General features: G+C 40.7%; 22 protein-coding genes and 2 tRNA genes. 17 read left to right on the top strand and 7 right to left on the bottom strand.

All coding sequences use genetic code 11. The features are described from left to right. Window positions 1-156 precede the first annotated feature (156 nt). The 3 genes from aat (at window position 157) to infA (ending at window position 1,879) form a co-directional block, all read left to right on the top strand. A complete protein-coding gene (aat, locus tag NDQ71_RS04030) occupies window positions 157-873 on the top strand; it encodes a leucyl/phenylalanyl-tRNA--protein transferase (RefSeq protein WP_192542136.1) in 717 nt (238 codons plus the stop codon). Further along, the gene (locus NDQ71_RS04035) at window positions 866-1,570 is read left to right on the top strand and encodes an arginyltransferase (protein ID WP_064667015.1); all 705 of its coding nucleotides are present in this window, start codon (window positions 866-868) and stop codon (window positions 1,568-1,570) included. The genes aat and NDQ71_RS04035 overlap by 8 nt, the downstream gene beginning before the upstream one ends. Window positions 1,571-1,660: 90 nt before the next feature. Beyond that, window positions 1,661-1,879 (top strand): translation initiation factor IF-1, encoded by a 219-nt coding sequence (gene infA / locus NDQ71_RS04040; protein ID WP_002962494.1) that lies wholly within the window; start codon window positions 1,661-1,663, stop codon window positions 1,877-1,879. A gap of 177 nt (window positions 1,880-2,056) precedes the next feature. Here the strand turns inward: infA and clpA are convergent, their stop codons facing one another. Together clpA and clpS are read right to left on the bottom strand one after the other, a co-directional pair. Further along, window positions 2,057-4,321: an ATP-dependent Clp protease ATP-binding subunit ClpA gene (gene clpA, locus NDQ71_RS04045; protein ID WP_064667016.1), complete on the bottom strand. Its 2,265-nt coding sequence runs from the start codon at window positions 4,319-4,321 to the stop codon at window positions 2,057-2,059. Between the two features lie 69 nt (window positions 4,322-4,390). Continuing rightward, window positions 4,391-4,699 (bottom strand): ATP-dependent Clp protease adapter ClpS, encoded by a 309-nt coding sequence (clpS, locus tag NDQ71_RS04050; protein WP_192542137.1) that lies wholly within the window; start codon window positions 4,697-4,699, stop codon window positions 4,391-4,393. A gap of 209 nt (window positions 4,700-4,908) precedes the next feature. On the opposite strand from clpS, the gene cspD reads away from it, so the two are divergent. From cspD to NDQ71_RS04065, 3 genes are all read left to right on the top strand, one after another. After that, window positions 4,909-5,124 (top strand): cold shock domain-containing protein CspD, encoded by a 216-nt coding sequence (gene cspD / locus NDQ71_RS04055; protein ID WP_064667018.1) that lies wholly within the window; start codon window positions 4,909-4,911, stop codon window positions 5,122-5,124. Between the two features lie 447 nt (window positions 5,125-5,571). Next, window positions 5,572-7,794, top strand: coding sequence for an NADP-dependent isocitrate dehydrogenase (locus NDQ71_RS04060; protein WP_064667019.1), 2,223 nt, complete (start codon window positions 5,572-5,574; stop codon window positions 7,792-7,794). 192 nt (window positions 7,795-7,986) lie between these two features. Beyond that, entirely contained in the window at window positions 7,987-8,955 is a 969-nt protein-coding gene (locus tag NDQ71_RS04065; protein ID WP_086959932.1) for an IS30 family transposase, read from the top strand. A gap of 322 nt (window positions 8,956-9,277) precedes the next feature. On the opposite strand, the gene NDQ71_RS04070 is transcribed toward NDQ71_RS04065, so the two are convergent. The 3 genes from NDQ71_RS04070 to NDQ71_RS04080 form a co-directional block, all read right to left on the bottom strand. Beyond that, window positions 9,278-10,519: an amidohydrolase family protein gene (locus NDQ71_RS04070; RefSeq protein WP_301562296.1), complete on the bottom strand. Its 1,242-nt coding sequence runs from the start codon at window positions 10,517-10,519 to the stop codon at window positions 9,278-9,280. 12 nt (window positions 10,520-10,531) lie between these two features. After that, a complete protein-coding gene (locus NDQ71_RS04075; RefSeq protein WP_192542148.1) occupies window positions 10,532-11,914 on the bottom strand; it encodes an amidohydrolase in 1,383 nt (460 codons plus the stop codon). A gap of 105 nt (window positions 11,915-12,019) precedes the next feature. Further along, window positions 12,020-12,805: a hypothetical protein gene (locus tag NDQ71_RS04080; RefSeq protein WP_283710616.1), complete on the bottom strand. Its 786-nt coding sequence runs from the start codon at window positions 12,803-12,805 to the stop codon at window positions 12,020-12,022. A 295-nt stretch (window positions 12,806-13,100) separates the two neighbouring features. Between NDQ71_RS04080 and NDQ71_RS04085 the strand changes: the two genes are divergently transcribed. Then, entirely contained in the window at window positions 13,101-13,523 is a 423-nt protein-coding gene (locus NDQ71_RS04085; RefSeq protein ID WP_301562297.1) for a DUF3718 domain-containing protein, read from the top strand. A gap of 67 nt (window positions 13,524-13,590) precedes the next feature. Here NDQ71_RS04085 and NDQ71_RS04090 read toward each other — a convergent pair whose 3' ends face one another. Next, window positions 13,591-14,286: a DUF445 domain-containing protein gene (locus tag NDQ71_RS04090; RefSeq protein ID WP_192542140.1), complete on the bottom strand. Its 696-nt coding sequence runs from the start codon at window positions 14,284-14,286 to the stop codon at window positions 13,591-13,593. A 131-nt stretch (window positions 14,287-14,417) separates the two neighbouring features. Between NDQ71_RS04090 and NDQ71_RS04095 the strand changes: the two genes are divergently transcribed. Then, complete coding sequence (locus NDQ71_RS04095; protein ID WP_064667024.1) at window positions 14,418-15,278, top strand: fructosamine kinase family protein; 861 nt, start codon at window positions 14,418-14,420, stop codon at window positions 15,276-15,278. A gap of 182 nt (window positions 15,279-15,460) precedes the next feature. After that, window positions 15,461-15,652: a CPXCG motif-containing cysteine-rich protein gene (locus NDQ71_RS04100; RefSeq protein ID WP_301562298.1), complete on the top strand. Its 192-nt coding sequence runs from the start codon at window positions 15,461-15,463 to the stop codon at window positions 15,650-15,652. 7 nt (window positions 15,653-15,659) lie between these two features. Here NDQ71_RS04100 and NDQ71_RS04105 read toward each other — a convergent pair whose 3' ends face one another. Then, complete coding sequence (locus NDQ71_RS04105) at window positions 15,660-16,292, bottom strand: riboflavin synthase (RefSeq protein WP_064667025.1); 633 nt, start codon at window positions 16,290-16,292, stop codon at window positions 15,660-15,662. 150 nt (window positions 16,293-16,442) lie between these two features. Between NDQ71_RS04105 and NDQ71_RS04110 the strand changes: the two genes are divergently transcribed. From NDQ71_RS04110 to NDQ71_RS04145, 8 genes are all read left to right on the top strand, one after another. Then, on the top strand, window positions 16,443-17,798 hold the full coding sequence (locus NDQ71_RS04110; protein WP_301562299.1) for an MATE family efflux transporter: 1,356 nt from the start codon (window positions 16,443-16,445) through the stop codon (window positions 17,796-17,798). Beyond that, the gene (locus tag NDQ71_RS04115; RefSeq protein ID WP_283710614.1) at window positions 17,776-18,846 is read left to right on the top strand and encodes a DUF3080 family protein; all 1,071 of its coding nucleotides are present in this window, start codon (window positions 17,776-17,778) and stop codon (window positions 18,844-18,846) included. The genes NDQ71_RS04110 and NDQ71_RS04115 overlap by 23 nt, the downstream gene beginning before the upstream one ends. 111 nt (window positions 18,847-18,957) lie before the next feature. Next, window positions 18,958-19,034 (top strand) — tRNA-Val (locus tag NDQ71_RS04120). Window positions 19,035-19,190: 156 nt separating this feature from the next. Next, a tRNA-Val gene (locus NDQ71_RS04125) sits at window positions 19,191-19,267 on the top strand. A gap of 1,034 nt (window positions 19,268-20,301) precedes the next feature. Next, window positions 20,302-22,875, top strand: coding sequence for a nitrite reductase large subunit NirB (gene nirB / locus NDQ71_RS04130; RefSeq protein WP_192542144.1), 2,574 nt, complete (start codon window positions 20,302-20,304; stop codon window positions 22,873-22,875). Next, the gene (gene nirD / locus NDQ71_RS04135) at window positions 22,862-23,218 is read left to right on the top strand and encodes a nitrite reductase small subunit NirD (RefSeq protein WP_192542145.1); all 357 of its coding nucleotides are present in this window, start codon (window positions 22,862-22,864) and stop codon (window positions 23,216-23,218) included. The genes nirB and nirD overlap by 14 nt, the downstream gene beginning before the upstream one ends. A 14-nt stretch (window positions 23,219-23,232) precedes the next feature. Continuing rightward, window positions 23,233-24,096: a uroporphyrinogen-III C-methyltransferase gene (gene cobA, locus NDQ71_RS04140; protein WP_301562300.1), complete on the top strand. Its 864-nt coding sequence runs from the start codon at window positions 23,233-23,235 to the stop codon at window positions 24,094-24,096. Window positions 24,097-24,373: 277 nt separating this feature from the next. Next, the gene (locus NDQ71_RS04145) at window positions 24,374-25,645 is read left to right on the top strand and encodes a nitrate- and nitrite sensing domain-containing protein (protein WP_301562301.1); all 1,272 of its coding nucleotides are present in this window, start codon (window positions 24,374-24,376) and stop codon (window positions 25,643-25,645) included. Window positions 25,646-25,749: the final 104 nt, after the last annotated feature.

Below are 25,749 nucleotides of genomic sequence, written 5' to 3' on the forward strand. Positions count from 1 at the left end.
CAAGTTAACACTTATTAAAGCGCGTTTTTAACGCGCTTTTTTTTGCCTAGCGAAAATATGGCGCTAAAATGTAATTCCTTCCAATAATTTGTTGTTTATGAATTTAAAGCAACAGGTTACACTTTCTCTTGATCATTCAGTTATTCAATCGGTGCTATGACTAAACAACTTTATCAACTCTCTAAAAACCACTTTGCTTTTCCTGATCCCACCCACGCATTAGATGATCCAGATGGTTTACTTGCTATAGGCGGTTGCTTATCCATAACGCGCTTAAAAAACGCGTATGGGCAAGGGATTTTCCCTTGGTTTAGTGAATATGAGCCAATTATGTGGTGGTCGCCCAGTGAGCGAGGCATTATAGAACTGGATGAATTTCATGTCAGCCGAAGCCTGCGTAAACATTTAAAAAAACATCCTGTTAAAGTGACCATCAATACTGCGTTCACTGAGGTCATTGCTGCCTGTCGTCAGCAACGCTTAGCAACCGATGGTACTTGGATCACCAAAAAAATGCTCAATGCCTATAAGGATGCACATAAATCAGGCCTTGCTCATAGTGTAGAAGTTTGGTCAGACAATAAACTGGTCGGTGGTTTATACGGCATTATGCAACATGGTGTATTTTGTGGCGAATCAATGTTTCACCATCAAGCAAACTGTTCAAAATTAGCCATGTGGGCACTGGTTAATTGGTTAAAACGCCATCAAGCGCATTTTATAGACTGTCAGCTTGAAAACCCTTATTTAGTTACTTTAGGCGAAAAAGTACTACCACGCTCAGAATTTTTAACTAAGCTTAAAGCAGCAGAAGATTTTATTATTCCGGCAACAATGTGGCAACCTCAGGAGCTTATCGCTATTTATGACTGAACACTTACCTGCCCGTTTAGGATTAAGCCAACAATTTGATTGCAGCTACCTAGCTGATCGACAAGAGCAACTGTTAGTGATTTTAGATCACAGTTGTTATACCCCGAGTAAATTTGAAGCGTTACTGGCTTTGGGGTTTCGTCGCAGTGGTGACCAAATCTACCGACCTCACTGCCCCGCTTGCAGCGCATGTAAGTCTGTGCGTGTATTAGCTAAAGCATTTTTACCGACAAAATCGCAAAAACGTAAACTTAATAAAGCAAAAAATACCTTTACCGTGAAATACTCAGATCAACAACACCCCGAATACTTCCCGTTGTACAGTAAATACATTACCGAGCGTCATCAAGATGGCTCGATGTTCCCACCCGAGCAAAATCAGTTCAACAGTTTTATATTTTGTCATTGGTTACCTATCACTTTTATTGAGTTATGGGATCAAGAAAAATTGGTTGCCGTAGCGGTAACTGATTGTATGCACAACGCTGTTTCTGCTATTTACACATTTTTTGACCCTGACTACGAGCACTACAGTGTGGGCACTATTATGATTTTAGAGCAGCTCAAATTTGCCAAACAATACGATAAAGAATTTGTCTATTTAGGCTATCAAATAGATGAATGTGCAAAAATGCGTTACAAAACCCAATTTTTACCTGCTCAAAATAGGGTTGCAGACCAGTGGCTGGCTATTTAATTTGCAAAAATGCCTACTGCGGCTTTACTTATTGGTGTATTTTCGGCAGAATCTGCATCGTTTAACTATTAAAGAGGTGTTACGCTAAACATGGCGAAAGAAGACGTAATCGAAATGCAAGGGACGGTCCTTGATACTTTACCAAATACAATGTTCCGAGTTGAGCTTGAAAATGGTCACGTGGTTGTGGCTCACATTTCAGGTAAAATGCGTAAAAACTATATCCGCATTCTAACCGGCGATAAAGTTACCGTAGAAATGACCCCATACGATTTATCAAAAGGTCGCATCGTATTCCGTGCTCGCTAAGTTAGTGCGTTAACGAAATATCAAGTTTTTAGCTAAGTTGTCTGAGTAACTTAGTTACTTTCTGCACTAGCTTGAAGCGTTTATTAAATGTAATTGAAGGCAGTTGCTGACCATTACATTTAATAAACAAAAAGCCCAGCAATTGCTGGGCTTTTTGTTTTCTATTTAACGCTGCGATTATGCAGGTGTTAAATTCGTTTCATAATCAAAACGTAATTTTTTATCTTTGACAGACACTTTAACTGTGCCGCCATCGATAAGTTCACCGAATAAAATCTCGTTTGCTAACGGCTTTTTCAATTGCTCTTGGATCACGCGGCCCATTGGTCGTGCACCCATTGCTTTATCGTAGCCTTTATCTGCCAACCATTCCCGAGCCTTGTTAGTCAGCTCCAAGTTAACCGATTTTTTATCCAATTGCGCTTGTAACTCAACAATAAATTTATCAACAACCAGTAACGTGACATCACGATCAAGGTGGTTAAACCAAATGATGTTATCTAGGCGGTTTCTAAACTCTGGCGAAAATACTTTATTAATTTCACTCATCGCATCATGGGAGTGATCTTGATCAGTGAAACCAATCGACTTACGAACAGTCTCTTGAACACCGGCATTAGTGGTCATCACCACTACCACGTTTCTAAAGTCCGCTTTACGGCCGTTATTATCGGTCAGCGTGCCATGATCCATCACTTGCAGTAAGATATTGTAGATATCTGAGTGGGCTTTCTCAATCTCATCCAGTAATACAACTGAATGTGGATTTTTAATCACAGCCTCAGTTAACAAACCACCTTGTTCAAAACCAACATAGCCTGGAGGCGCACCAATTAAACGGCTCACTGCGTGGCGCTCAACGTACTCAGACATATCAAAACGAATAAACTCAACACCCATACATTTTGCAAGCTGTTTGGTCACCTCTGTTTTACCGACACCGGTTGGCCCTGCAAATAAGAACGAACCGACTGGTTTGTCTTCATTTGATAAGCCTGAGCGCGATAAGCGAATGGCCGAGGTTAGTGCATCGATTGATTGATCTTGGCCAAATACCAACATCTTCAAGTTACGATCAAGATTTTTAAGGGTCTCTTTATCGCTCGATGACACACTTTGCTGCGGAATACGCGCCATTTTTGCCACGATCAATTCGATATCTGCCACACCGATGGTTTTTTTACGTTTTGAAATCGGTTGAAGTCGTTGACTGGCACCCGCTTCGTCAATCACATCAATCGCTTTATCCGGTAAATGACGCTCGTTAATATACTTAGCACTGAGCTCCGCAGCCGCTTTTAGCGCTTTTTGCGTATAACGAATACCATGGTGCTCTTCGTAACGCTCTTTTAAGCCATTAAGAATTTTGGTGGTATCTGCCACACTGGGTTCAAGCACATCAATTTTTTGAAAACGACGAACTAAGGCACGGTCTTTTTCAAAGATATTTTTGTACTCGTTATAGGTAGTTGAACCCATACAACGTAACTTGCCACTTGATAATAGTGGTTTAAGTAAGTTAGAGGCATCCATAACGCCACCAGAGGCCGCTCCGGCACCAATTATGGTATGGATCTCATCAATAAATAAAATCGCGCCTGGTTTCGCCTGAAGCTCTTTTAGTAAGGCTTTAAAGCGTTTTTCAAAATCGCCACGGTACTTAGTGCCTGCAAGCAACGCGCCCATGTCTAACGAGTACACTACAGCATCGGCAATCACATCGGGGACTTGTTCATGCACAATACGATACGCTAAGCCTTCAGCAATGGCGGTTTTACCCACCCCTGCTTCGCCAACTAATAACGGATTATTCTTTTTACGCCGACACAATACTTGCACCGTACGCTCAACTTCACTATCACGGCCCACCAATGGGTCGATATTCCCTTCACGGGCGAGCACATTCAAATTAGAGGTAAAGTTTTCTAATTTACTTGGCTCTTCACCTTGTACAGCTTGTGCTTCTTCGTGAATGTCATCAGCATCTTCACCACCGATGTCATCATCCGCTTTAGAAATACCATGAGAAATAAAATTCACGATGTCTAAACGAGAAACATCGCTTTTCTTCAGTAAATACACCGCTTGGCTTTCTTGCTCAGAAAAAATCGCCACCAAGACATTAACACCTGTTACTTCATTTTTGCCCGATGATTGCACATGAAATACAGCACGTTGTAATACTCGCTGAAAACCAAGTGTTGGTTGTGTTTCGCGCTCTTCTTCTAAATCAGGAATGACTGGAGTCGTTTCATTTATAAATTCTGATAACTCAGCTTTCAGTGCTGACATATCAATCCCGCAGGCATGCAGCGCTTCTCCAGCCGATGGGTTGTCTAGTAGCGCAAGTAATAAGTGCTCTACAGTCATAAATTCATGGCGACGTGTACGCGCTTCACGAAACGCTGCGTTTAAAGTTAGTTCTAAATCTTTGTTTAGCATTAGCAACCCCTTACTGAGATAAAATATATATACCGTTGTGATGGGTATTTTGATCACCCTACCTTGGTATTATTCCTGCTCACAACTACATAGCAGTGGATGCTCGTTATCCCGTGCATAACGGTTAACTTGTTCAACTTTGGTATACGCTACATCGGCGCTATAAACGCCACATATCGCACGACCATTTTGATGAACTTGCAGCATCACATCTGTTGCTCTATCGCTATCCATATTAAAAAACGTCGTTAGTACTTCTATCACAAAGTCCATAGGCGTGTAATCATCATTATTTAAAATGACCTTGTATTTTCGCGGTGGTTGCAGTTTTTGCTTCTCACTATCGCGAACTGTGTCTATAACACCTGAATCTTTCATGCCACTCATAATTAAATATAGTCTTGTCTTTGGAACTCAAGCAAACTTGAATAAAAAAATAAATTAAATGTTAAAAAATAGTTTAAAACACTTGACTGACTGGTGAAATAAACTACAGTCAGTTGTAGATTGATTAAACCTTAGTCAGTCTATCAAACTATACGGTTTAGAATAACTAAATTAGTCAACTTATAGAAGGATGTAGAAGTATGGCTTGTGGTAAAGTCAAATGGTTCAATAATGCCAAAGGTTTTGGTTTCATCGTAGAAGACGGCTGCGAGAATGATATATTCGCCCATTACTCAACGATTGTGATGGACGGTTATAAAACACTTAAAGCTGGTCAAGATGTAACATTCGAATTGCAGCAAGGCCCAAAAGGCATGCACGCGACTAACATAGCTCCTAATGATGATTTAGTGTAGTTGTTTTAGAAGTTCGACTAAAGCGAGCGACCTGTAAAGATCCTCGCTTAATTCCTTTTTATTTTTTTGCATTTCATTTAAATAGCTCCCTTTATGTCACAATCAATTTATTGTTCAGTATGAACAAAAACTGTTCTTCCTCTTGAAATTCTTTTTTAATACCCCAATGTTATATTTGTTATTAGCCCTTTTGGGTCAAGCTTGTTACACTCTTTGTGCTTAAAATTAGCTAACTACGGCCCTTTAAGCGGTAAAAATTAGGCTAATGGCTAATTTACTTAGCCTGCAAATAACATAAAATTTATTACAGTTCGTCAGGTGTGATTATTGAATCAACAGTATTAACACCTAACAGACTGATCATTGCCACCTCATGCACTCATGATGGCGATGATATTCTTTGCATTGTTGAATATGGCTCTTAATGCCTACTATCTAGGAATGATGATGACATCAAAAATTATCTACACTAAAACAGACGAAGCTCCGGCACTAGCAACTTACTCTTTGCTGCCGATCATCCAAGCATACACCAATGCCGCTGGCGTTGAAGTTGAAACACGTGACATCTCTTTAGCTGGCCGTGTTATTGCTAACTTCCCAGAGTATTTAACCGAAGAGCAACGTATTGGTGATGCCCTTGCAGAATTAGGCGAGCTGGCTAAAACACCTGAAGCAAACATCATTAAATTGCCAAATATCAGCGCGTCAGTACCACAGTTACGTGCCGTGATTAAAGAATTACAAGCAAAAGGTTATGCACTACCAGAATACCCAGCAGAGCCTAAGACAGACGAAGAAAAAGCAATTAAAGCCACTTACGACAAAATCAAAGGTAGTGCTGTAAACCCAGTATTACGTGAAGGTAACTCTGACCGTCGTGCACCTGGCTCTGTGAAAGAATATGCACGTAATAACCCACACTCAATGGGTGCGTGGAGCAAAGATTCTGCTTCAAACGTTGCCAGCATGAGCGAAGGTGATTTCTTTGGCTCAGAGCAATCAGTGACGCTTGATGCTGCTACTGATGTACGTATCGAGCACGTTGCTGCAAACGGTGATGTTTCTGTACTTAAAGCAAGCACACCACTACTAGCTGGTGAAGTGATTGATGCATCTTCAATCAGTGTTACTAAACTACAAGCTTTCTTAGCCGCTGAAATTGAAGCAGCTAAAGAAAAAGGCATTTTGTTTTCATTACACATGAAAGCAACCATGATGAAAGTATCTGATCCAATCATCTTCGGTCATGCTGTTAAAGTATTCTATCAAGATGTTTTTGCTAAACACGGTGAATTATTCGCAGAGCTAGGTGTTGATGTAAATAATGGTCTTGGTGATGTTTACGCTAAGATTCAAACTTTAGATGACGCTAAACGCGCTGAAATCGAAGCTGATATCGACGCGGTATATGCAACACGCCCTGCTATTGCAATGGTTGATTCAGATCGTGGTATCACTAACTTACACGTACCAAGTGATGTGATCATCGACGCATCAATGCCTGCTGCAATTCGTTCAAGCGGTCAAATGTGGAACAGTGAAGGTAAATTACAAGATACTAGCTTTGTCATTCCTGACCGTTGTTACTCAGGTGTTTACCAAGCGACTATCGACTTCTGTAAAGAACACGGTGCATTTGATCCAACAACAATGGGTAGCGTACCTAACGTTGGCTTAATGGCACAAAAAGCTGAAGAATATGGTTCACACGATAAAACATTTGAAGCACCAGCAAACGGCGTGATCCGTGTTGTTGATAGCGTAGATAACGTATTATTACAGCACAGTGTTGAGCAAGGCGATATCTGGCGTATGTGTCAGGTTAAAGATGCACCAATCCAAGATTGGGTTAAATTAGCAGTGAACCGTGCACGCGCGACTGGCAACCCTGCTGTTTTCTGGCTTGACGAAAACCGTGCCCACGATGCACAGTTAATCAAAAAAGTGAATGCGTATTTACCAAACCACGATACAGATGGTCTTGATATCCAAATTTTAGCACCGCTTGAGGCAACACTGTTCTCACTTGCGCGTATTAAAGAAGGTAAAGACACGATTTCGGTAACAGGTAACGTATTACGTGATTACCTAACTGACTTATTCCCAATTCTTGAGCTTGGTACCAGTGCGAAAATGCTATCAATCGTACCGCTTATGAATGGCGGTGGTTTATTCGAAACTGGTGCTGGTGGTTCAGCGCCTAAGCACGTACAACAATTCGAAAAAGAAAACCATTTACGTTGGGATTCACTAGGTGAGTTTTTAGCACTAGCAGCTTCTTTAGAACACCTAGCTGTTAATACTGGTAACAACAAAGCACAAGTGCTTGCTGATACGCTTGATAAAGCAACCGGTACTTTCCTTACTGAAAACAAATCACCTTCACGTAAAGTGAAAGAGATTGATAACCGTGGCTCTCACTTCTTCTTATCTTTATTTTGGGCTCAAGAGCTTGCTAAGCAAAACGATGACAGTGAACTAAAAGCACAATTCACTCAAATCGCCAGCGATTTAGAAAGCAACAAAGATAAAATCGTTAGCGAGCTTAATGATGCGCAAGGTCCAGCTGTTAACATTGGTGGTTACTTCCAACCTAATGATGATGCAGCATTCAAAGCAATGCGTCCTAGCACTACATTTAACGATATTTTAGCTAAACTAGTTTAACTATCGCTTTAAATTTAAAAGGCGCTCACTGAGCGCCTTTTTTGTGTCTGGGATAAAAACAGGACTGTGCCTATTGCGCAGAATATCAATACTTTTTAATAAGACCTAAATTCGGATAATAAGTGCAATTTCTCAGATTAGATGGCCAGCTGTTATAATTCGGCCATTTTCTCGCCAAAGGAAATTGCTTTAATGAAATATAAACAGCTGACACAAGAAGAAAGATACCAGATTTACGCGTTAATAAAAGCAGGAAATAACCAAAAGCAGATAGCTGAAGAACTAACTCGTTCACCGTCATCTATTTCTAGAGAGCTAAAACGCAATAAAGGACTTAAAGGCTATCGGCCTAACCAAGCCAATAACTTTGCTGAACAAAGACGTAAGTCATCTTTCAAAGCAAGTAAGTTAACAGAGGACGTCACTCACTGGATTAATAAATTGTTGCATGACGGACTTTCCCCTGAGCAAGTGGCAGGCCGCTTAGCTTTAGAGAAACAGGTCGTTTTACATCATGAAACAATTTATCAATATATTTACAGAGACAAGGCTCGTGGTGGCAAGCTACATAAGACACTCACTCGTGCATGTAAAAAGTATAAAAAACGCTATGGAAGCTATGATAAACGTGGACAGATAGTTAATCGAGTCAGCATTGATGAACGCCCAAGTATTGTGGATTCAAAGTCTAGGATTGGTGATTGGGAGGGCGATACAGTGATAGGTAAAGGGCGTAAAAATGCGCTTGTCACAATGGTTGAACGTAAAACGTTATATACAGTCGTTCACAGAATTGAAAGCAAGCATGCGAAAATAACAGCCGATGCGCTGATCACGTGTATGACACCATATAAAGGTAAGGTTATTACCGTGACGTTAGATAATGGAAAAGAGTTTGCTCACCATGAGCATGTTGCACAAAAATTAGAAGCTGATGTGTATTTCGCTCATCCCTATTCATCATGGGAGCGGGGCATAAATGAGAATACCAACGGCTTACTTAGACGCTTCTTCCCCAAGGGAACTGACTTTATGGCGCTAAGTGAAGCAGAGATACAGGCGGCAGTTGATAAGCTCAACCATCGGCCAAGAAAAACAAGAGGGTATAAAACCCCTCATGAATTATTTACGGGGCAATCAGAAGTTCTGGTGGCTGCATAATGATTGCACTTAATACTTGAATTCAAGAGAGATAAAGTGTACTATCATTTGAAAAAATAACTTAGCTTGTCACATGTTGGTTGCTCTGTTGAATTCCCCCCTCATTTACTTCTCATTTTTTCTCTTTGTGTAATAAGATTTTAAGTGAATTATTCACAAAGAGGATAAGTGGCGCTTCGCTTAAAGAGCTACGGCATAAAGTTTTAAATTAATATTTGCTGCAAATGGGACGCGGGATTACAGTACCCAAAATATACCAAGCAATAAAATATGATTGGTATAAAAAAGCCGCTACAGCGGCTTTTTATAAACTCACTAGAGACTACTTAGTATATGCGCGCGGCATATCTGAGTCAGTAGTATAACGTTTGCGGAGTTTATCTTGGCGTGCTTCGGTTGAAACCTCTTCGCCGTTAATAAACATTTTAGTTACGTGACTAGTAAAATCAAACGGGTCATCATTCCACAACACTAAGTCAGCGGCTTTACCTACCGCCACACTGCCGGCATTGATACCAAATACATCGGCAACATTTGCTGTAATTGCTTTTAACGCGCCCTCTTGCGTCATGCCATAAGATACAGCATTCCCTGCATCAAAACGTAACTGGTAAACATTATGGCTGGCATCACCGGCAATTGATAGCAACACCTTCACGCCTGCTTTTTCAAGCTTGCCAGCATTGTCTAAACTCGCATGCAGCGAATCAAAACTACCAGGTAAGCTTTCCATTGCGCTGACAATCACAGGGACATTAGCTTGTGCTAACTGCTCTTTCACAACCACTGCATCTTGTGCACCTGCAATCACTAAATTAAGTGAAAACTGCTGCTTAAGTTTAATGAGCTCAATGATGTCAGATGCACGTGAGGCTGTAACTAGCAAAGGCATTTCACCCGCTAACACTTTGGTGAGCACGGTCTCTTCAGTACTTGGGCTGGCAGCGTCCTTTTTATCTTTCTTGTTACTGTTTTGTTGATGTGCAGTAAGCTTATCAACAAGGTTTTTCAGTGACATAGCACGAGAGCCTTTACTGTTCTCGCCTAAATGCACCACCAGCGCAACTTGCGTTTGTTTTACGCTGTCAAACTCGCCACTTAAATCAACAACGCTGGCAAGGCCCGCAAAAATACTGTCGCCGCCATGTGGGGTGATCACATCGCGGGTAATACCGCCTTTGCGTGCGTATGGGATCAAGCTTGAGTGAGCATTAAAGGCTAGGCTTGGATCAAAGTCGATCCCCGCTTTATCATCACCACCATCGCGAGAGCCTGCAACAGCGCCCACTTCAACTAAGCCTAATTGATTCATGGTGCCGATAAAGCCTGCTGTCACAATTTGGCCTTTAGCGTCTATAATCGTATCCGCTGCAACTTTCTCAGGGTTGATGGCAGTAATTTTGCCCTCATCCATAATAATGCTCGCACCTTGTAATATGCCTTGCTCTGTCGAGGTGTGTACTGTGGCATTAATAATTGCGATTGATTGTGCATCAACCGTTGTACTTGCTAATAAACCGGCAGCAACTAGCGAGAGCGAAAATGAATGTGTTAATTTTGTCATCCTAGTTACTCCTTATTTTTGACCTAACATAAAATCGCTTTGGGCTTGGAATGTATCATCATAACGATCATACACTTTGGCGCCATCTACAAATACTTGTTCAGCTTTTGCGTAAACACTGAATGGGCTTTGATTCCAAATGACCACATCGCCTTGTTTACCTGCTTCGAGTGAACCTGTTTTGTCAGCAATACCTAAAGCTTTTGCAGCATTTGAAGTGATCCATTTTATTGCATGCTGTTCAGAAATATTAAAACCATTATCGTTGGCGCGGTACATCACTTTGCCCGCTTCTTGGTTTAAGCGCTGGATCGTAGTATCAGAATCTGAATGAACAATTGCACATGAGTTTTTCACTGCATCAACAATCGCTACGTTTTCTTGCACCATATCGTAGGCTTCCATTTTAAAGCCCCACCAATCTGGCCAAAGTGCAGCACACGAACCATTATCTGCTAGTAAGTCAGCGATTTTGTATGCTTCTATACCGTGATGGAAAGTCCCTGCGTGATAGCCAAACTCTTTTGACAGGTCAATCATCATTGCCATTTCTTCGGCTTTATAGCAATGATTGTGGATCATTACTTCGCCTTCTAATACGCCACGTAATGTGTCGTACTTAATATCACGATGTGGTACTTCAGGATTTTTACCCGCGGCATAATCAGCGTCGTACTTATCCCATTCACGCTTATATTCTGCAGCGCCAATCCAAGCAGTACGATAGCCGGCCATATTACCCATACGCGTTGATGGTAATACACCTTTACGACCATAAACACGTTTTGGGTTTTCACCACAGGCCATTTTTAAGCCATAAGGCGCATCAGGAAATTTCATACCTTGCATGGTATGCGCGGGTACATTTTTTAACGTTACACCACGACCGCCAAATAAGTTAGCTGAACCGGGTAAAATCTGTAATGACGTAATACCGCCTTCACGCGCGCGGTTAAAACCTGGATCTTGTGGCCAGATTGAATGTTCAACCCATACTTCAGCAGTGTTCGGGCTGGTCATTTCATTGCCATCTTGGTGAGATTCAACTGACGGACTTGGATAAGCACCCAAATGTGAATGTACGTCGATTAATCCGGGGGTTACCCATTTGCCTTGCGCGTCTATGGTAAGCTCAGCTTGTGCAGTAAGGTCTTTACCCACTTGTTGCACTTTACCATCCACCAGCAGTACGTCAGCTTCTTCTAAACGCTCGCCACTACCCGTTAAAACAGTTGCGTTAGTGATCAACGTTGTTGTTGATTTAAGTGCTTTGTAGGTACTTGGGTATGGGTTTTTATTAATTGTTACTTTTTCGTCTTGTGGGCCATTATCTTGGCAACCCGCTAACGCGACGCCAAGAGCAACAACCAACAATGATGGAGCAAATTTTTGCATCATGTTAATCCCTGTTATTTTTTTGTTACTGTATATAAATACATTCTATAAAGCTAAAAAATAAGCCAAATCTGCATTTATACGAGATGAATGTAATTTACCATGTTATTTTTTAATATAATTGTTATATAGCTGCTCTAGTGCAGCTTCGGTAGTTAAACTGGGATCTTTAGTAATAAAATGCTTAACTGTGCGCGTCACAAAATCTGAATTTTGCTTGTGCAATTTTGAAAAGTCTTTAATTAAACAATTGCCGTCTTTCGCTGCTGTTACTTTATCGTGACGATGACGATATTGACTCAGCGCTTTATTAAAATCACCTTGGTAATCTTCTACGAGTATTTTGTAAAAATCACTTTTTTGAACTTTTAATGCACTAATACAATAGTTTAATGCTTCTTTAAAATCAGTAAAAATGACGCCTTCAACATCAAACTCCGCGGTTTTTTCACGTACTGTTACTTTCGCTTCTTCTGTAGCATAACTAAAACCACTAAATGCTAAACGCTCTGCCGCTTCTTTACCTAATATCATGCCTGCTTTGATACTGTGTGCAAACTCATCACTCATATCACTCAGTTCATTCTCGTGCCACATGTTGTAAACGCGTAATGGTTTTGCGTATTTCGTACCCAGCTTGGTTTTTAATTTGGTAAAGCGTTCGTCAATGGTCATTAAGCGCTCATTATGTAATATTGCATGGCACTCATAACAGGCTGGAATACTTATAAACTCAGCTTCTTCACCTAAATCAATAATGCTTTGTAGCATATGTAATGGCGGGCAATGATCGCGCTCCGTTGCTTCACAGCCACAATAAAAGCAACGATTAAAATTATGCTGTTCACAGGCGTAAGCTTGCTGATAATAACTCGCCAATGTTTTACTCACAGAGTCTCCTAATAGACTGGTATTTTTATAATCAAGGCGATCATAACAGGGTTAAAAAATATGTCAGCCCTACAGTGTTACAAAGTGCATTTACTCTAAAGTAAATAGCATGTAAAACCAATGAAAATAGATTGAAAAACAACCAAAATCAATAAAAAAAGTAAAAATAAACATCGTTAAATATGTCAAAATACACATATAAATTAATTTACAATCAGTATGTTACAATTATTTATACACATTCACATACAGTGTTACATCTTGTCGATTTTCATTTACAGCATTAATTAAAAATATGGCCAATAATACATTCGTCAACAGGACAACTTACCCAAACCACTGGAGAATGATGATGAATACTTTAACGACGACACTTTGCACAACGTTACTTTTAGGCACTGCAGCATTAACTACCACCAATACAACAGCAGCTGAATTTGTCGCGGCAGATAACAGCCCTGGCACACGAGTTTGTATGGCCGTGGTATCAAATAGACCAATCCAACTTTATTTAACTATGAAAGAGTTGCGTATTAATAAAAACATCACAGCCGAAAAGCTACAGTGTAATAATATGAACATGACCCAATTTGCTGGTACTTACGGTTTTAATAAAACTGCAAAGTATTTAGGTCTTGAAACAGCTACTGGCACATCAATTCAAGACTTAGCTAAGTTAAACCAGCAAACATTTTTGGTTGTTGCAGGTTCAAAATAGCATGCTAACAATGCACTTAATTTAAGCTGGCGAGTAGTTGGTCAGCTTAAATTAGCTACCTAAAAAATTAAATGATTGCTGCCACAAGGCCAAATAAACCACCAAACACACCACCCCATACGACAAGCCAACCTAAATGTTCTCTGATCATGGTTTGTATAATGTCCTTCACCATTTTCGGGGTCAGTTCATCTAACCTATCATCGACAAGGCCTGATACGGTTGTAAACAATGAATCACTAGCTAGACTCGTTTGGCTAAGCTTGGTATTAACCAAGGTTTTAAATTCGTCAGTTTGGCTCATGGTTATTAATGAACTACGCATTTTTTCTATAAAAGATTCACGCATTGGCTCTACCGCAGCGCTGCCACCAAACATGGTTAACATACTGCCAAATTGAGAGTGCTCGATAACATCTAAAAGCGTGTCGAATGCGGGGTTCAAATCCACTTCATTGATCACTGGTTGCAAATCAATATCCATGGTTTTATTGCCAAGTAGCTGTGATATTTTTTGCTCTGAAAAAAACTCCGTTAAAATAAGGTTTTTAATCGCGACTTTAAATCCTGCAAATTTCAGTTGGATCACACCCGAGCCATATAAAAACGGGACTTTTTCAAATAACATATGCACCGCGAGTAAGTTGGTCACCGCACCAGAAAGTGCAAATAAGCCGATTGACAGCACAATTGCTTGGTTAAATAAAAAACCAGTAATCACGAAAATTCCCGCAATCACATTCGTAATAAGGCTTTTATTCATTGTTCCTCCAGTTGGGTTATCGTATAACGCTGAGCATGCAGTTTTAAAATATGAATTTTACTCTCAAGAGTTTGTTTATTTAACTACTTTTTGCCATAGTTTAATTATCTGTATAAAAGGTGAGCAATGCTATGTGGAATACGGTTAACGAACAAATCAGCCAAGCTATGCATTTTGACTTTAAGCACACCAGTAAATGCCAACTGCAAAGTCCAAATAGTGATAAACTATTTCAAATAAGCGATGGTATTCATCAATACTTTGTTAAGGTCGCGCATCGTAATGACCTTGAGCGATTTGAAAACGAAGCCCACAATTTAAAGCTACTCACCCAAGAGAGCTTATTTATGGTGCCAGATTGTATCACTACTGGCTCTAGTATTGAGTTTTCATTTATTGTATTAGAATGGCTTGAACTAGATCCGCAGCCCCATACCAATTGGCATATTATGGGTAGCCACCTTGCCAGCTTACACTTAAAACATCGCCAAGCCATGTTTGGTTTTGATCACGATAACTTTATTGGCCCGACCGCTCAACCCAATCGCTGGCATAAAAAATGGAATATATTTTTTGCCGAAGAGCGCATTGGCTGGCAGCTGCAATTACTGCATGAAAAAGGCATTGAATTGGTCGATAAAGATTACTTTGTAGCTTTAATAAAAAACATGTTACACAGTCATAATGTGCAGCCATCGTTATTACACGGTGATTTTTGGCGTGGCAATATGGGCTTTATTCACAGCGTGCCAAGTATTTTTGATCCCAGTTGCTATTATGGTGATCGGGAAGTCGATATTGCTATGAGCGAACTATTTGCCCCGCTTCCAGATGCCTTCTACATTGCTTATAATAAACACTATCCGCTTAGCCAAGGCTATGAACAACGTAAATTAATTTACCAGCTCTACCCGATTTTAAATCACGCTAACATTTTTGCTGGCCACTATCTTACTGAAGCTAAACAACAAATAGAACTGCTACTGAAATAAGGCCATTTTTATTGTCAAATTGATGTCATAAATAGCTAAAGCAGACTATATTTAGGTAGCGCCTAACATTATACAAACCCAGTAATCGCGGGCGTTGTGTACAACTATGTGGAGCATAACAATTTATCCGACCCATAAATAGTCATGCTTTATTAGCTCTGCTTTGTAAGGTTGGATCATTTATGCAAAATCATCTCTCACAACGGATCAGCTGCCCACACTGTGGCCACCATATTCACATTACCCTAGATGCCAGAGATTACTTTGAAGACTGTAGCGCATGCTGTAACCCAATCCATTTTAATATGCATATTGACTATGCAAATAGTAAGGTTGAGTTACATATAGACAGCGATGATGAGCAGATATTCTAGCTAAAGATTACTGTGATGACTGTTGGCGTAAGTAATTTTCGACAGTATTAATAATGGTATAGGTTTGTTGATCAACCTCAATATTTAGCTCATCACCGAGTGATGCCTGACCAATATTGGTGATTGCTAACGTTTCTGGGATCAAATGTAACCAGAAACCTGACTCGTCAACTTCACCTACTGTTAAGCTGGCTCCATTAACACTGACAAACCCTTTATACAGCACATACTTTTGCCATTTAGTTGGTAGGCTTAGCTGTATTTTACAATTACCGTCTGTGTGAATAATATTTTTGACCTGCGCGACGCAGTGAATATGACCAGAGACGATATGCCCACCTAGCTCAGTACCAAATGTCATCGAGCGCTCAAAGTTAACGGTGCTGCCAGAGGTAAGCTTGCCTAAATTAGTCAATTGTAATGTTTCATCAATCACATCAAAATAAACCTCAGCTAAAGCTTGCTCGGTTGTATGCTGAACTTTAACAACCGTTAAACAGCAACCATTTATGGCAATACTGGCACCTAACTCTACTTTAGCAATGTATTGTGGTGCGACAGCAAGCACTAAACGCATCACACTGTGTTGATAATTATTTGAAATCACCGTTGCTTGTGTTTGCACAATTCCTGTAAACATAACTTAAACCGCCTTCTAAAACATGGATGTATTTTTACGCTTTAGTATACATTAGCACTGTAATGAATAGCCTCAACTCACCGCTATAATTTTTTATTCTACGCTTTATCGATTACAATAGTGGCCTCTTCGGTTTACGTAGCAAGTGATATGACTTTTTGTAGTTGGGAAGCCAAACGGCTAGTTTCTCTGGCAATTCCCGTTTTTTTAGCACAAGTAACTCTCGTTTTAATGTCAGTGGTTGACACCATCATGGCCGGGCAAGTCAGTCCGACCGATTTAGCAGCTCTGTCAATTGCAACAGGTGTTTGGAATCCAGCAATGCTTGCTCTGCAAGGTATCTTATTAGCCCTGACCGGCATTATCGCGCAATTTTCTGGTGCAAACGATAAAGCAGGTATCAGCCATTATTTTCAACAAGGCTTATATCTTGCGGGCGTATTAAGTGTGTTCGGCTTATCCATCGCCTACTTTGCCGACGTTATTATTTTAAAGCTTGATACCAGTCCTGCTATTGCCAATATGGCCTATGACTACATTCACTTTGTAAAGTGGGGGGTCATTGGCTTTTTAGTGTTCAGTGTATATCGCAATATCACCGAAGGCATGGGGATGACCAAGCCGGCTTTTTATATCAGCTTAATTGGCTTAGCGGTCAATATCCCTGCAAATTACATATTTATTTATGGCAAGCTAGGTATGCCAGCACTAGGCGGTGCGGGCTGTGGGATTGCCACGGCTTTGGTTTTCAGCGCAATGGCTATTGCACAAGTCATTTACTGCCAATTGAGTAAAAAAGTGGATGCCAAAACCCTGTTGGCCAACTTTAAAGCGCCGCAACTCAATACTATGTGGACCATTACTAAAATCGGCATTCCTATTTCTCTAGCGACTTTTTTTGAAGTCACTTTATTTGCCTGTATCCCATTATTTATTGCGCATTTAGGTGCCGTTGCGGTGGCCGGCCATCAGATTGCTGCCAGTGTTACAACCTTACTGTTTATGATGCCATTGAGCTTATCTATTGCGATCAGTATTCGGATTGGTAATTTATACGGCCAGCATCATTTTGAGCAATTAAAAAAAGCAATTTCAACAAGTTATATTCTTGCTATGATCATTGCGGCACTACTTGCGGCTATCACCTTCTTTGGTCGTGATATCATCAGCCAACTTTATACCGATGATGCTCAAGTCATCGCACTGGCAACATCCATTATGATCTTAGCCTGTATTTATCAACTCCCTGATGCTCTACAAGTAGCCGCCAACGGTATTTTAAGGGGTTTAAAACATACCGCTCCCATATCCTATATTACCTTTATATCTTACTGGTTAATTGGTTTTTCATTGGGGTTTGTTTTAGCACGTACCGATTTGATTGTGCCAGCGATGGGACCACATGGCTTTTGGGTAGGTATTATTGTTGGTTTAAGTGTTGCTGCTATTTTATTAATGCTAACCGTTGCAAATAGATTCAAACATGAACCACTTAAAAGCGCTTAATATAACTAACAGCAAAGGCAAGCAAAACAAACGATTTGCTTGCCTTGCTACTTTCTTAATGTATTTACTATTAAGTGCCTGTAGCGATAGAGCAACGGATATTAATGATCAGTATCAACAGCGACTCGCCACGGCACTTGATAAACCATTTCCAGAGACAGCAAAACTCACTAATCTTAAGTTAGCCCCTATTAGCAATAATGATGAGTCAATACAGTCACAACAATTAAGCATAATACAGCTAGCGCAACTATCTCATTGTAAACTTAATACCCTGATAGCAGAGCATAATAGTCAACTGGGAAAAGTTGCCACCGCAGCCGGTCAACTAGCTTATCAAATCCAGTTTATTCAACTGGCCCCCAGCTGCTTAGATAAATTAAGCCCTGAATCAAAAAGCTATCACGCAATAAAGCGGGAACTAGCCAACAAAAAACAGCAGCTATTAAAGCAGTTCAACCACTTACTTTATAAGGATCCAGAGTTAAAACGTACTTGGCAACTCACCAGCTATGCACTTGATACAAACTTAGCTGGCCTTGTAGAAACAGAGATTGCCCTGCAAAACTTGCTGACGTTAAAGCAGCAAATAATACAACAGCAATACGCACAAATAGATAGCAAAGCACTCTACCCGCTGCTATCGGTGCTACGCCAGTTTAACTTTAATCAAGCTTTGATAAGCGCCGTGCGTCAACAAACATACTTTAATCAAAGTACCAGTCGCTATTTAGCAAGCATTGAGCTTAATGAACTATGTAACCCACTAAAAAATAAACGCCAAGCGCAAATAGTCAGTAACGTATTTAAAAAGTATTACTTAGCACAATTACAACCCTATCAAGCACAGCTATCAGGCGCTTTAGAGCGATTGATGCCGCTATATCAACAGCTTTGGCTCGGTACGACTATAAATCAACCTAGGCTTGCTGCACTGCTTGAGCAAAATCAGCCAAATAACTTGCTCACTGCATTCAAAGATTCAGCAAAAACGCACGTCACTTGGTGGCAAACGTTTTATAAAACGTGTGAAATCAGCCCAATATGAATAAAAAAACGGCAAACAAACCAAAAATGCATAAACGAGCTTGATTCACTCAGGCGCACGCTATATATTAGCGTCCGTTGTTAAGTAATTAACACAACTTAAATTTATGATACGACCGTAGCTCAGTTGGTTAGAGCACTACCTTGACATGGTAGGGGTCGGTGGTTCGAATCCACTCGGTCGTACCAAATTTAAGTAAAAAATTAAATAAAAGTACCATCGAAGGAAAAAGCACTACCTACTCTTGATCACCCGGTCCAAAGGTCAGTGGTTCGAATCCACTCGGTCGTACCAAATTTATTCAAAATCATAAGAATAAATTATATTTAAGAACTCACTATTGTACGACTGTAGCTCAGTTGGTTAGAGCACTACCTTGACATGGTAGGGGTCGGTGGTTCGAATCCACTCAGTCGTACCAATCCTAAATATAAAACCTAAAGAAAAAGCACTACCTACTCTTGATCACCCGGTCCAAAGGTCAGTGGTTCGAATCCACTCAGTCGTACCAATTAATGAATAAAAAAACATTAAGAAGAAAGAGCACTACCCACTCTTGATCACCCGGTCCAAAGGTCGGTGGTTCGAATCCACTCAGTCGTACCAATCCTAAATATAAAAACCTAAAGAAAAAGCACTACCTACTCTTGATCACCCGGTCCAAAGGTCGGTGGTTCGAATCCACTCAGTCGTACCAATTAATGAATAAAAAAACATTAAGAAGAAAGAGCACTACCCACTCTTGATCACCCGGTCCAAAGGTCGGTGGTTCGAATCCACTCAGTCGTACCAATCCTAAATATAAAACCTAAAGAAAAAGCACTACCTACTCTTGATCACCCGGTCCAAAGGTCAGTGGTTCGAATCCACTCAGTCGTACCAATTAATGAATAAAAAAACATTAAGAAGAAAGAGCACTACCCACTCTTGATCACCCGGTCCAAAGGTCGGTGGTTCGAATCCACTCAGTCGTACCAATCCTAAATATAAAACCTAAAGAAAAAGCACTACCTACTCTTGATCACCCGGTCCAAAGGTCAGTGGTTCGAATCCACTCAGTCGTACCAATCCTAAATATAAAAACCTAAAGAAAAAGCACTACCTACTCTTGATCACCCGCTCCAAAGATTAATAGTTCAAATCATCGCTGTAGTTAATTATTAGCAATAGGCTTTTATGTTGCGACAGAATTAACAGCAAGGAAGTTGCACTGTTAATGTGCCTTTACTGCACCATCGTAACACATTCAATAAAGCTCACACCTCTCATAAAAAACAATTATTAATAAAAACAATTGGATAAAAACATGGCAATGATATTGCTTAGTTAGGTATATAAAAATAAAACTGCTTTTGCAGTAATGGCAACGAAGCCCGCACACACTAACCGAACGGTTTACTGTGGCGGGCTTTTTTATTGCCAAAATTTAAACCGTCAGCATGAAGGAAAAAACAAATGCCACAGAAAATTCTCGTTATTGGCAATGGCATGGTGGGGCACCATTTTGTTGAGCAAATGCGTGGTAGCGATCAGCATGCGCAGATCACGGTATTGTGTGGTGAAGCAAATCTTGCCTACGATCGGGTCTATTTATCAAGTGTGTTTAATGGTAAAACCGCTGCTGATCTAGCGTTAACGACACATGAAAACTACCAAAAACTCAATATTACTGTGCATACAAGTCAGTGGGTTGAGCATATTGACGCTACGCAAAAGCAGCTCACCACTGCTAATGGCACAATCTATGACTATGATAAATTAGTGTTAGCAACCGGCTCGTACCCTTTCGTACCACCCATTAAAGGCAATGATCAATCCCACTGCTTAGTCTATCGCACCCTAGAAGACTTAGAACAAATAAAAAAGTGTGCGAATGATAGTAAGGTAGGCGTTGTAATTGGTGGTGGTTTACTGGGCTTAGAAGCTGCGAACGCATTAAAACAACTCGGTTTAAATACCCATGTTGTCGAGTTTGCGCCACAGTTAATGGCGGTTCAACTTGATCAGCAAGGAGGGAAATTACTCAGAAATAAAATCGAAAACTTAGGTGTTAGCGTGCACACAGGTAAAGCAACTAGTGAGATAGTTGCTGGTGAGCAGTGTCGTTACCGCTTAAATTTTGCTGATGGTAGCCACTTAGAGACCGATTTAGTGTTGTTCTCAGCAGGTATTCGCCCATACGATACCCTAGGGAATAAAGCGGGGCTTACTTTAGGTGAGCGCGGTGGAATCGTGATCAATAACGCATGCCAAACGTCTAATAAAGATATTTTTGCGATTGGTGAATGCGCATTATGGGATAAAAAATTATTTGGTTTAGTCGCCCCTGGCTACAATATGGCACGGGTTGCAGCAAGTCAGTTGTCAGGTGGCGACCTTCAATTTAACGGCGCCGATATGAGCACCAAGCTTAAGTTATTAGGTGTTGAAGTAGGATCTATTGGCGATGCGCATGGAGCGACAGCCAATGCGAAGGAACTGATATATCAAGATCCAATTCGTGATTGCTATAAAAAAATCGTCCTCAACGAAAGCGGTGATAAGTTACTGGGCGCAGTGTTGGTTGGTGACACCAGCGACTATGACACACTGCTCCAGTATATGCTCAATGATATGGCGTTGCCCGAGCATCCTGAATGCCTGATTTTACCAGACAGCGCAGGCGGCGCGCCAACACTGTCAAGCAGTGCCCTACCCGATACAGCCACTATCTGCTCATGCCACAACGTCTGTAAAAGTGACATTATCAGCGCTATCGATAATGGCGCAAACGAACTTGGCGCAGTAAAAACCTGCACTAAAGCCAGCACCGGTTGTGGCGGCTGTACCGCATTACTTAAATCAGTGGTCGATGCTGAACTTGCCGAGCGTGGCGTTGAGGTAAATAACCATCTATGTGAACACTTCGCTTATTCTCGCCAAGAACTATTACACCTTGTTAAAGTAGAGAAAATCAAAACATTCGCTGAGCTGCTTAAAAGTCATGGTGAAGGCCATGGTTGTGAGATATGTAAACCGGCTGTGGGTTCAATTTTAGCTTCAACATGGAATGACTATATCCTGAGTGAGCAACATGTCAGCCTACAAGATACCAATGACAACTACTTAGCTAATATGCAAAAAGATGGTTCATATTCCGTGGTACCGCGTATTGCCGGTGGCGAGGTGACCGCTGAGAAGCTGATTGTACTGGGTGAAGTCGCCAAAGAATTTAATCTATATTGTAAAGTGACTGGCGGCCAACGCATTGATTTATTTGGCGCACGTCTTGAGCAACTGCCTGTTATTTGGCAAAAGCTGATAGCCGCAGGGTTTGAAACCGGCCACGCTTATGGAAAATCATTACGTACCGTTAAGTCTTGCGTTGGCAGCACATGGTGTCGTTATGGCGTTCAAGACAGTGTTGGTCAAGCCATTGCTATTGAAGATCGATACAAAGGCTTACGCTCCCCGCATAAAATAAAAATGGCCGTGTCAGGATGTACCCGTGAATGCGCTGAGGCGCAAAGTAAAGATATCGGCATTATTGCAACCGAAAGTGGTTGGAACCTGTATGTCTGCGGTAATGGTGGCATGCGTCCACGTCACGCAGACTTATTTGCAACTGACTTAGACACCACCACTTTAATCACCTATATCGACCGTATTTTAATGTTTTACGTTAATACTGCTGACAAGCTACAACGTACCTCGGTATGGCTTGAGAATCTTGAAGGCGGCTTAGAATATTTACGCCAAGTCGTGATTGATGACAGCTTAGGTATTTGTGCAGAGCTTGAACAACAAATGGCGCATATCACTAGCACCTACGCATGTGAGTGGCTGCGCACCATTGAAGATCCAAATGCAGTTAAGCGCTTCCGTCAATTTGTGAATAGCCCAGATACTGATGAAAACATTGTATTTGTACAGGAGCGAAATCAAATTCGCCCCGCGACTGAAGCTGAAAAAAGTGCCCTTAAATACGCACAGCAGCGCCCTATCGCAGTAACAGAAATTACACAGGAGCAAGAAGATGTCTTGGTATAAAATTGGTACATTAAATGATCTCGTTTTAAATAGTGGGATCTGCGCACAAGTTAATAATCAACAAGTTGCCGTGTTCTATGTTCCTAACGATAAACAGTCCGTATTTGCTATTAGTAACTTTGACCCAATCGGCAAAGCAAATGTGTTAGCCAGAGGGATTGTCGGCTCACTGCAAGCACAGTTAGTTGTCGCTTCGCCATTGTATAAACAGCATTTTTGCCTAAAAACCGGTCAATGCTTAGAAGCAGAAACAATTCGCGTACCTGTCTATAAAGCAAAAGTAGAACACGATCAGGTTTTTATTAGTAGCCAGCCAGTACTAGCAGCTAGCTCGGTCAGTTAAAAAGTGAGATAACTATGAGCGTATTTTCATATTTTTCAAGCATAGAGAATAACTGGCTTGATAACATTTTTACTCGATACGGTACTGGCCAAAGCCGCAATAATAAAACCGGTCAAGTGTATCTGATCGGCGCAGGCCCAGGCGATCCAGAACTTATTACAGTAAAAGCACAGCGTATATTAAACAGCGCAGATGTGGTTTTATATGATTGGCTGGTGGCAGATGAACTCATTACCTCACTACCAGCCAGCTGTAAACGCGTATTTGTTGGTAAACGCGCTGGCAAACACTCAATGACGCAACCGCAAATTTGCCAACAACTCGTTAAGTTTGCTCAGCAAGGCCTTACCGTGGTGCGTTTAAAAGGCGGTGATCCGAGTATTTTTGCACGTATTTGTGAAGAAGCTGAAGCACTCCAACAAGCTGCGATAAAGTTCGCCATTATACCCGGTGTAACAACCGCATGCGCCACGTCCGCTTATACCGGTATTCCACTCACTAAACGCCATGTAGCAGCAAGTATTACCTTTATGACGGCTCAATTTAGCGACCCTAAAAAGCAGCCTGACTGGCATAAATATCGTCACATGCCTAATGGTGATAATTCCACACTGGTGGTTTATATGGGATTAAATAGATTAGAGCAGTTGGTGTCGGGGCTGGTTTCGGTCGGTTGGCCGAAAAATACCCCCATCGCCCTGATTGAACAAGCCACCACCTTAGAGCAACGTGTTAATACATCAACCTTGGATAAAGTATCTAAAATCCCCTCATCAGAGGCGATACATGGCCCTACGCTGATTATTATCGGTGAGGTTATCAATCATACGATGCCAATTAGCCCCGAGTTATTAAATGTCACAGCCTATGGCGTTTAACGCCTATTAAAACAAATCATACGCGCGCTTGCTCTCACCTACAGGAGAAAAAAACTGAGCAAGCGCACTTTAAGCATCTTAGCAGTGCACTGCATGCACCAAAATACACCACTGCAGGCTATCCACTTGACTTGCAATAATTCACAAACGCTCACTTTGCTATCAAGTCACTGTAATTTAATGAATTTAATTTTATCTTTAATAAATTTGTGATTTATTTTTAACTGGAATGAAGGTTGCAGAGTTAGCATAAATAACAACACAAAAATAACTATCTATGGCTCACAATAATTCGCTCACTAAAAAATTTCTATTAGCCGCTAAATACGAAGAGATCCATGCGTTAGAACAATTACAAAAAAGTTGTTACAACCTGATTAAACTCGGCCAGTTTGTGCATCAACTACAAAAAGAGCGTGCGATGAGTAATATTTACCTCGCCTCAAACAGAACGCTTTTTGAACAGCAACTACAACAGCAAATAAAACATTCTGATGTGTTACAACAAGCCTTGTTTGAATCTCTGGCGCAAACTTATTTATGTACAAAACCAGGCGTTGGTAATAGCCGCTTATATAATTTAATAACTATCAGCCTACAATCCCTAGATACACTTTATTCATTACGTGAAAAGGTAGCCAAACAAGCACTCAATGCGAGTCAATCTACGCAGTCTTTTACGCAAATTATTACCAGTTTATTAAATGTATTTTTAGAAACCGCTGATGGTGCCAGTGATCCTGTGATCACCCGTCTGTTAGTTGCTTATTTTAACTTTATGCAAGGCAAAGAATACGCAGGGCAAGAACGTGCATGTGGTGCAATGGCTTTTGCCAGTAATAAGTTTGATAGCGAACAAAAAGCATTGTTAAGCCATTTTCAACACAACCAACAAACCAGCTTTGAATTTTTTAGCCAATATGCCGATGAGCAACTCATAGCAAGCTACAAGCTACTGTTACGGGATGAGTCAAACCAAGAAATAGACAAATTACGCGCTATGCTGCAGCAATTAGAGCCAAACAATAACCCAGAATTATCACAGCTAAGTGAAGTTTGGTTTGACGTAGCAACTGCCCGAATCGATATTATGCATCACATTGAGCAGCAAATTTCTAAGCGTTTGATAGCTGTTGCAAAAGAGCAAATTGTTGCAGCAAAACAAAGTTTAGACACTCATCAAGGCACACTGGCTATAATTACTAAAGACAGTCCTGATTTTAGTATATCAACCACCGCGACCCTTTTATCTGCAGAGCTAAATGGCTATACCAACACCAATATTGCCGCCGAAAAACTCGCTGCAAATAAAACCATGTATGATTTGATAGCCGAGCAAAGTCAGCATATAAAACTGATAAATAATGCGCTCAGTGAAGCTAGAAATGTCATTAATGAGCAAAAAATCATTAACCAAGCTAAGTTTATTTTGATTGAACAATTAAAGTTAACCGAAGCCCAAGCACATAAAAAGTTACAAAAACAAGCAATGGATAACCACATCAGTTTACATAAAGTAGCAGAGCAAATAATTATGTTGGTAGATTAACTATGATCTAAAACATTGAACACTGGCTGTTGCTAGAGGTATATGTTTTTGCTGATACATCCAGTGTACAAAAGTTGGGCTAAACTTTATCGCGCAATAAATGA

It is taken from the genome of Pseudoalteromonas sp. KG3 (genome assembly GCF_030436385.1).
In the GTDB taxonomy this organism is placed as follows: Bacteria; Pseudomonadota; Gammaproteobacteria; order Enterobacterales; family Alteromonadaceae; genus Pseudoalteromonas; species Pseudoalteromonas prydzensis.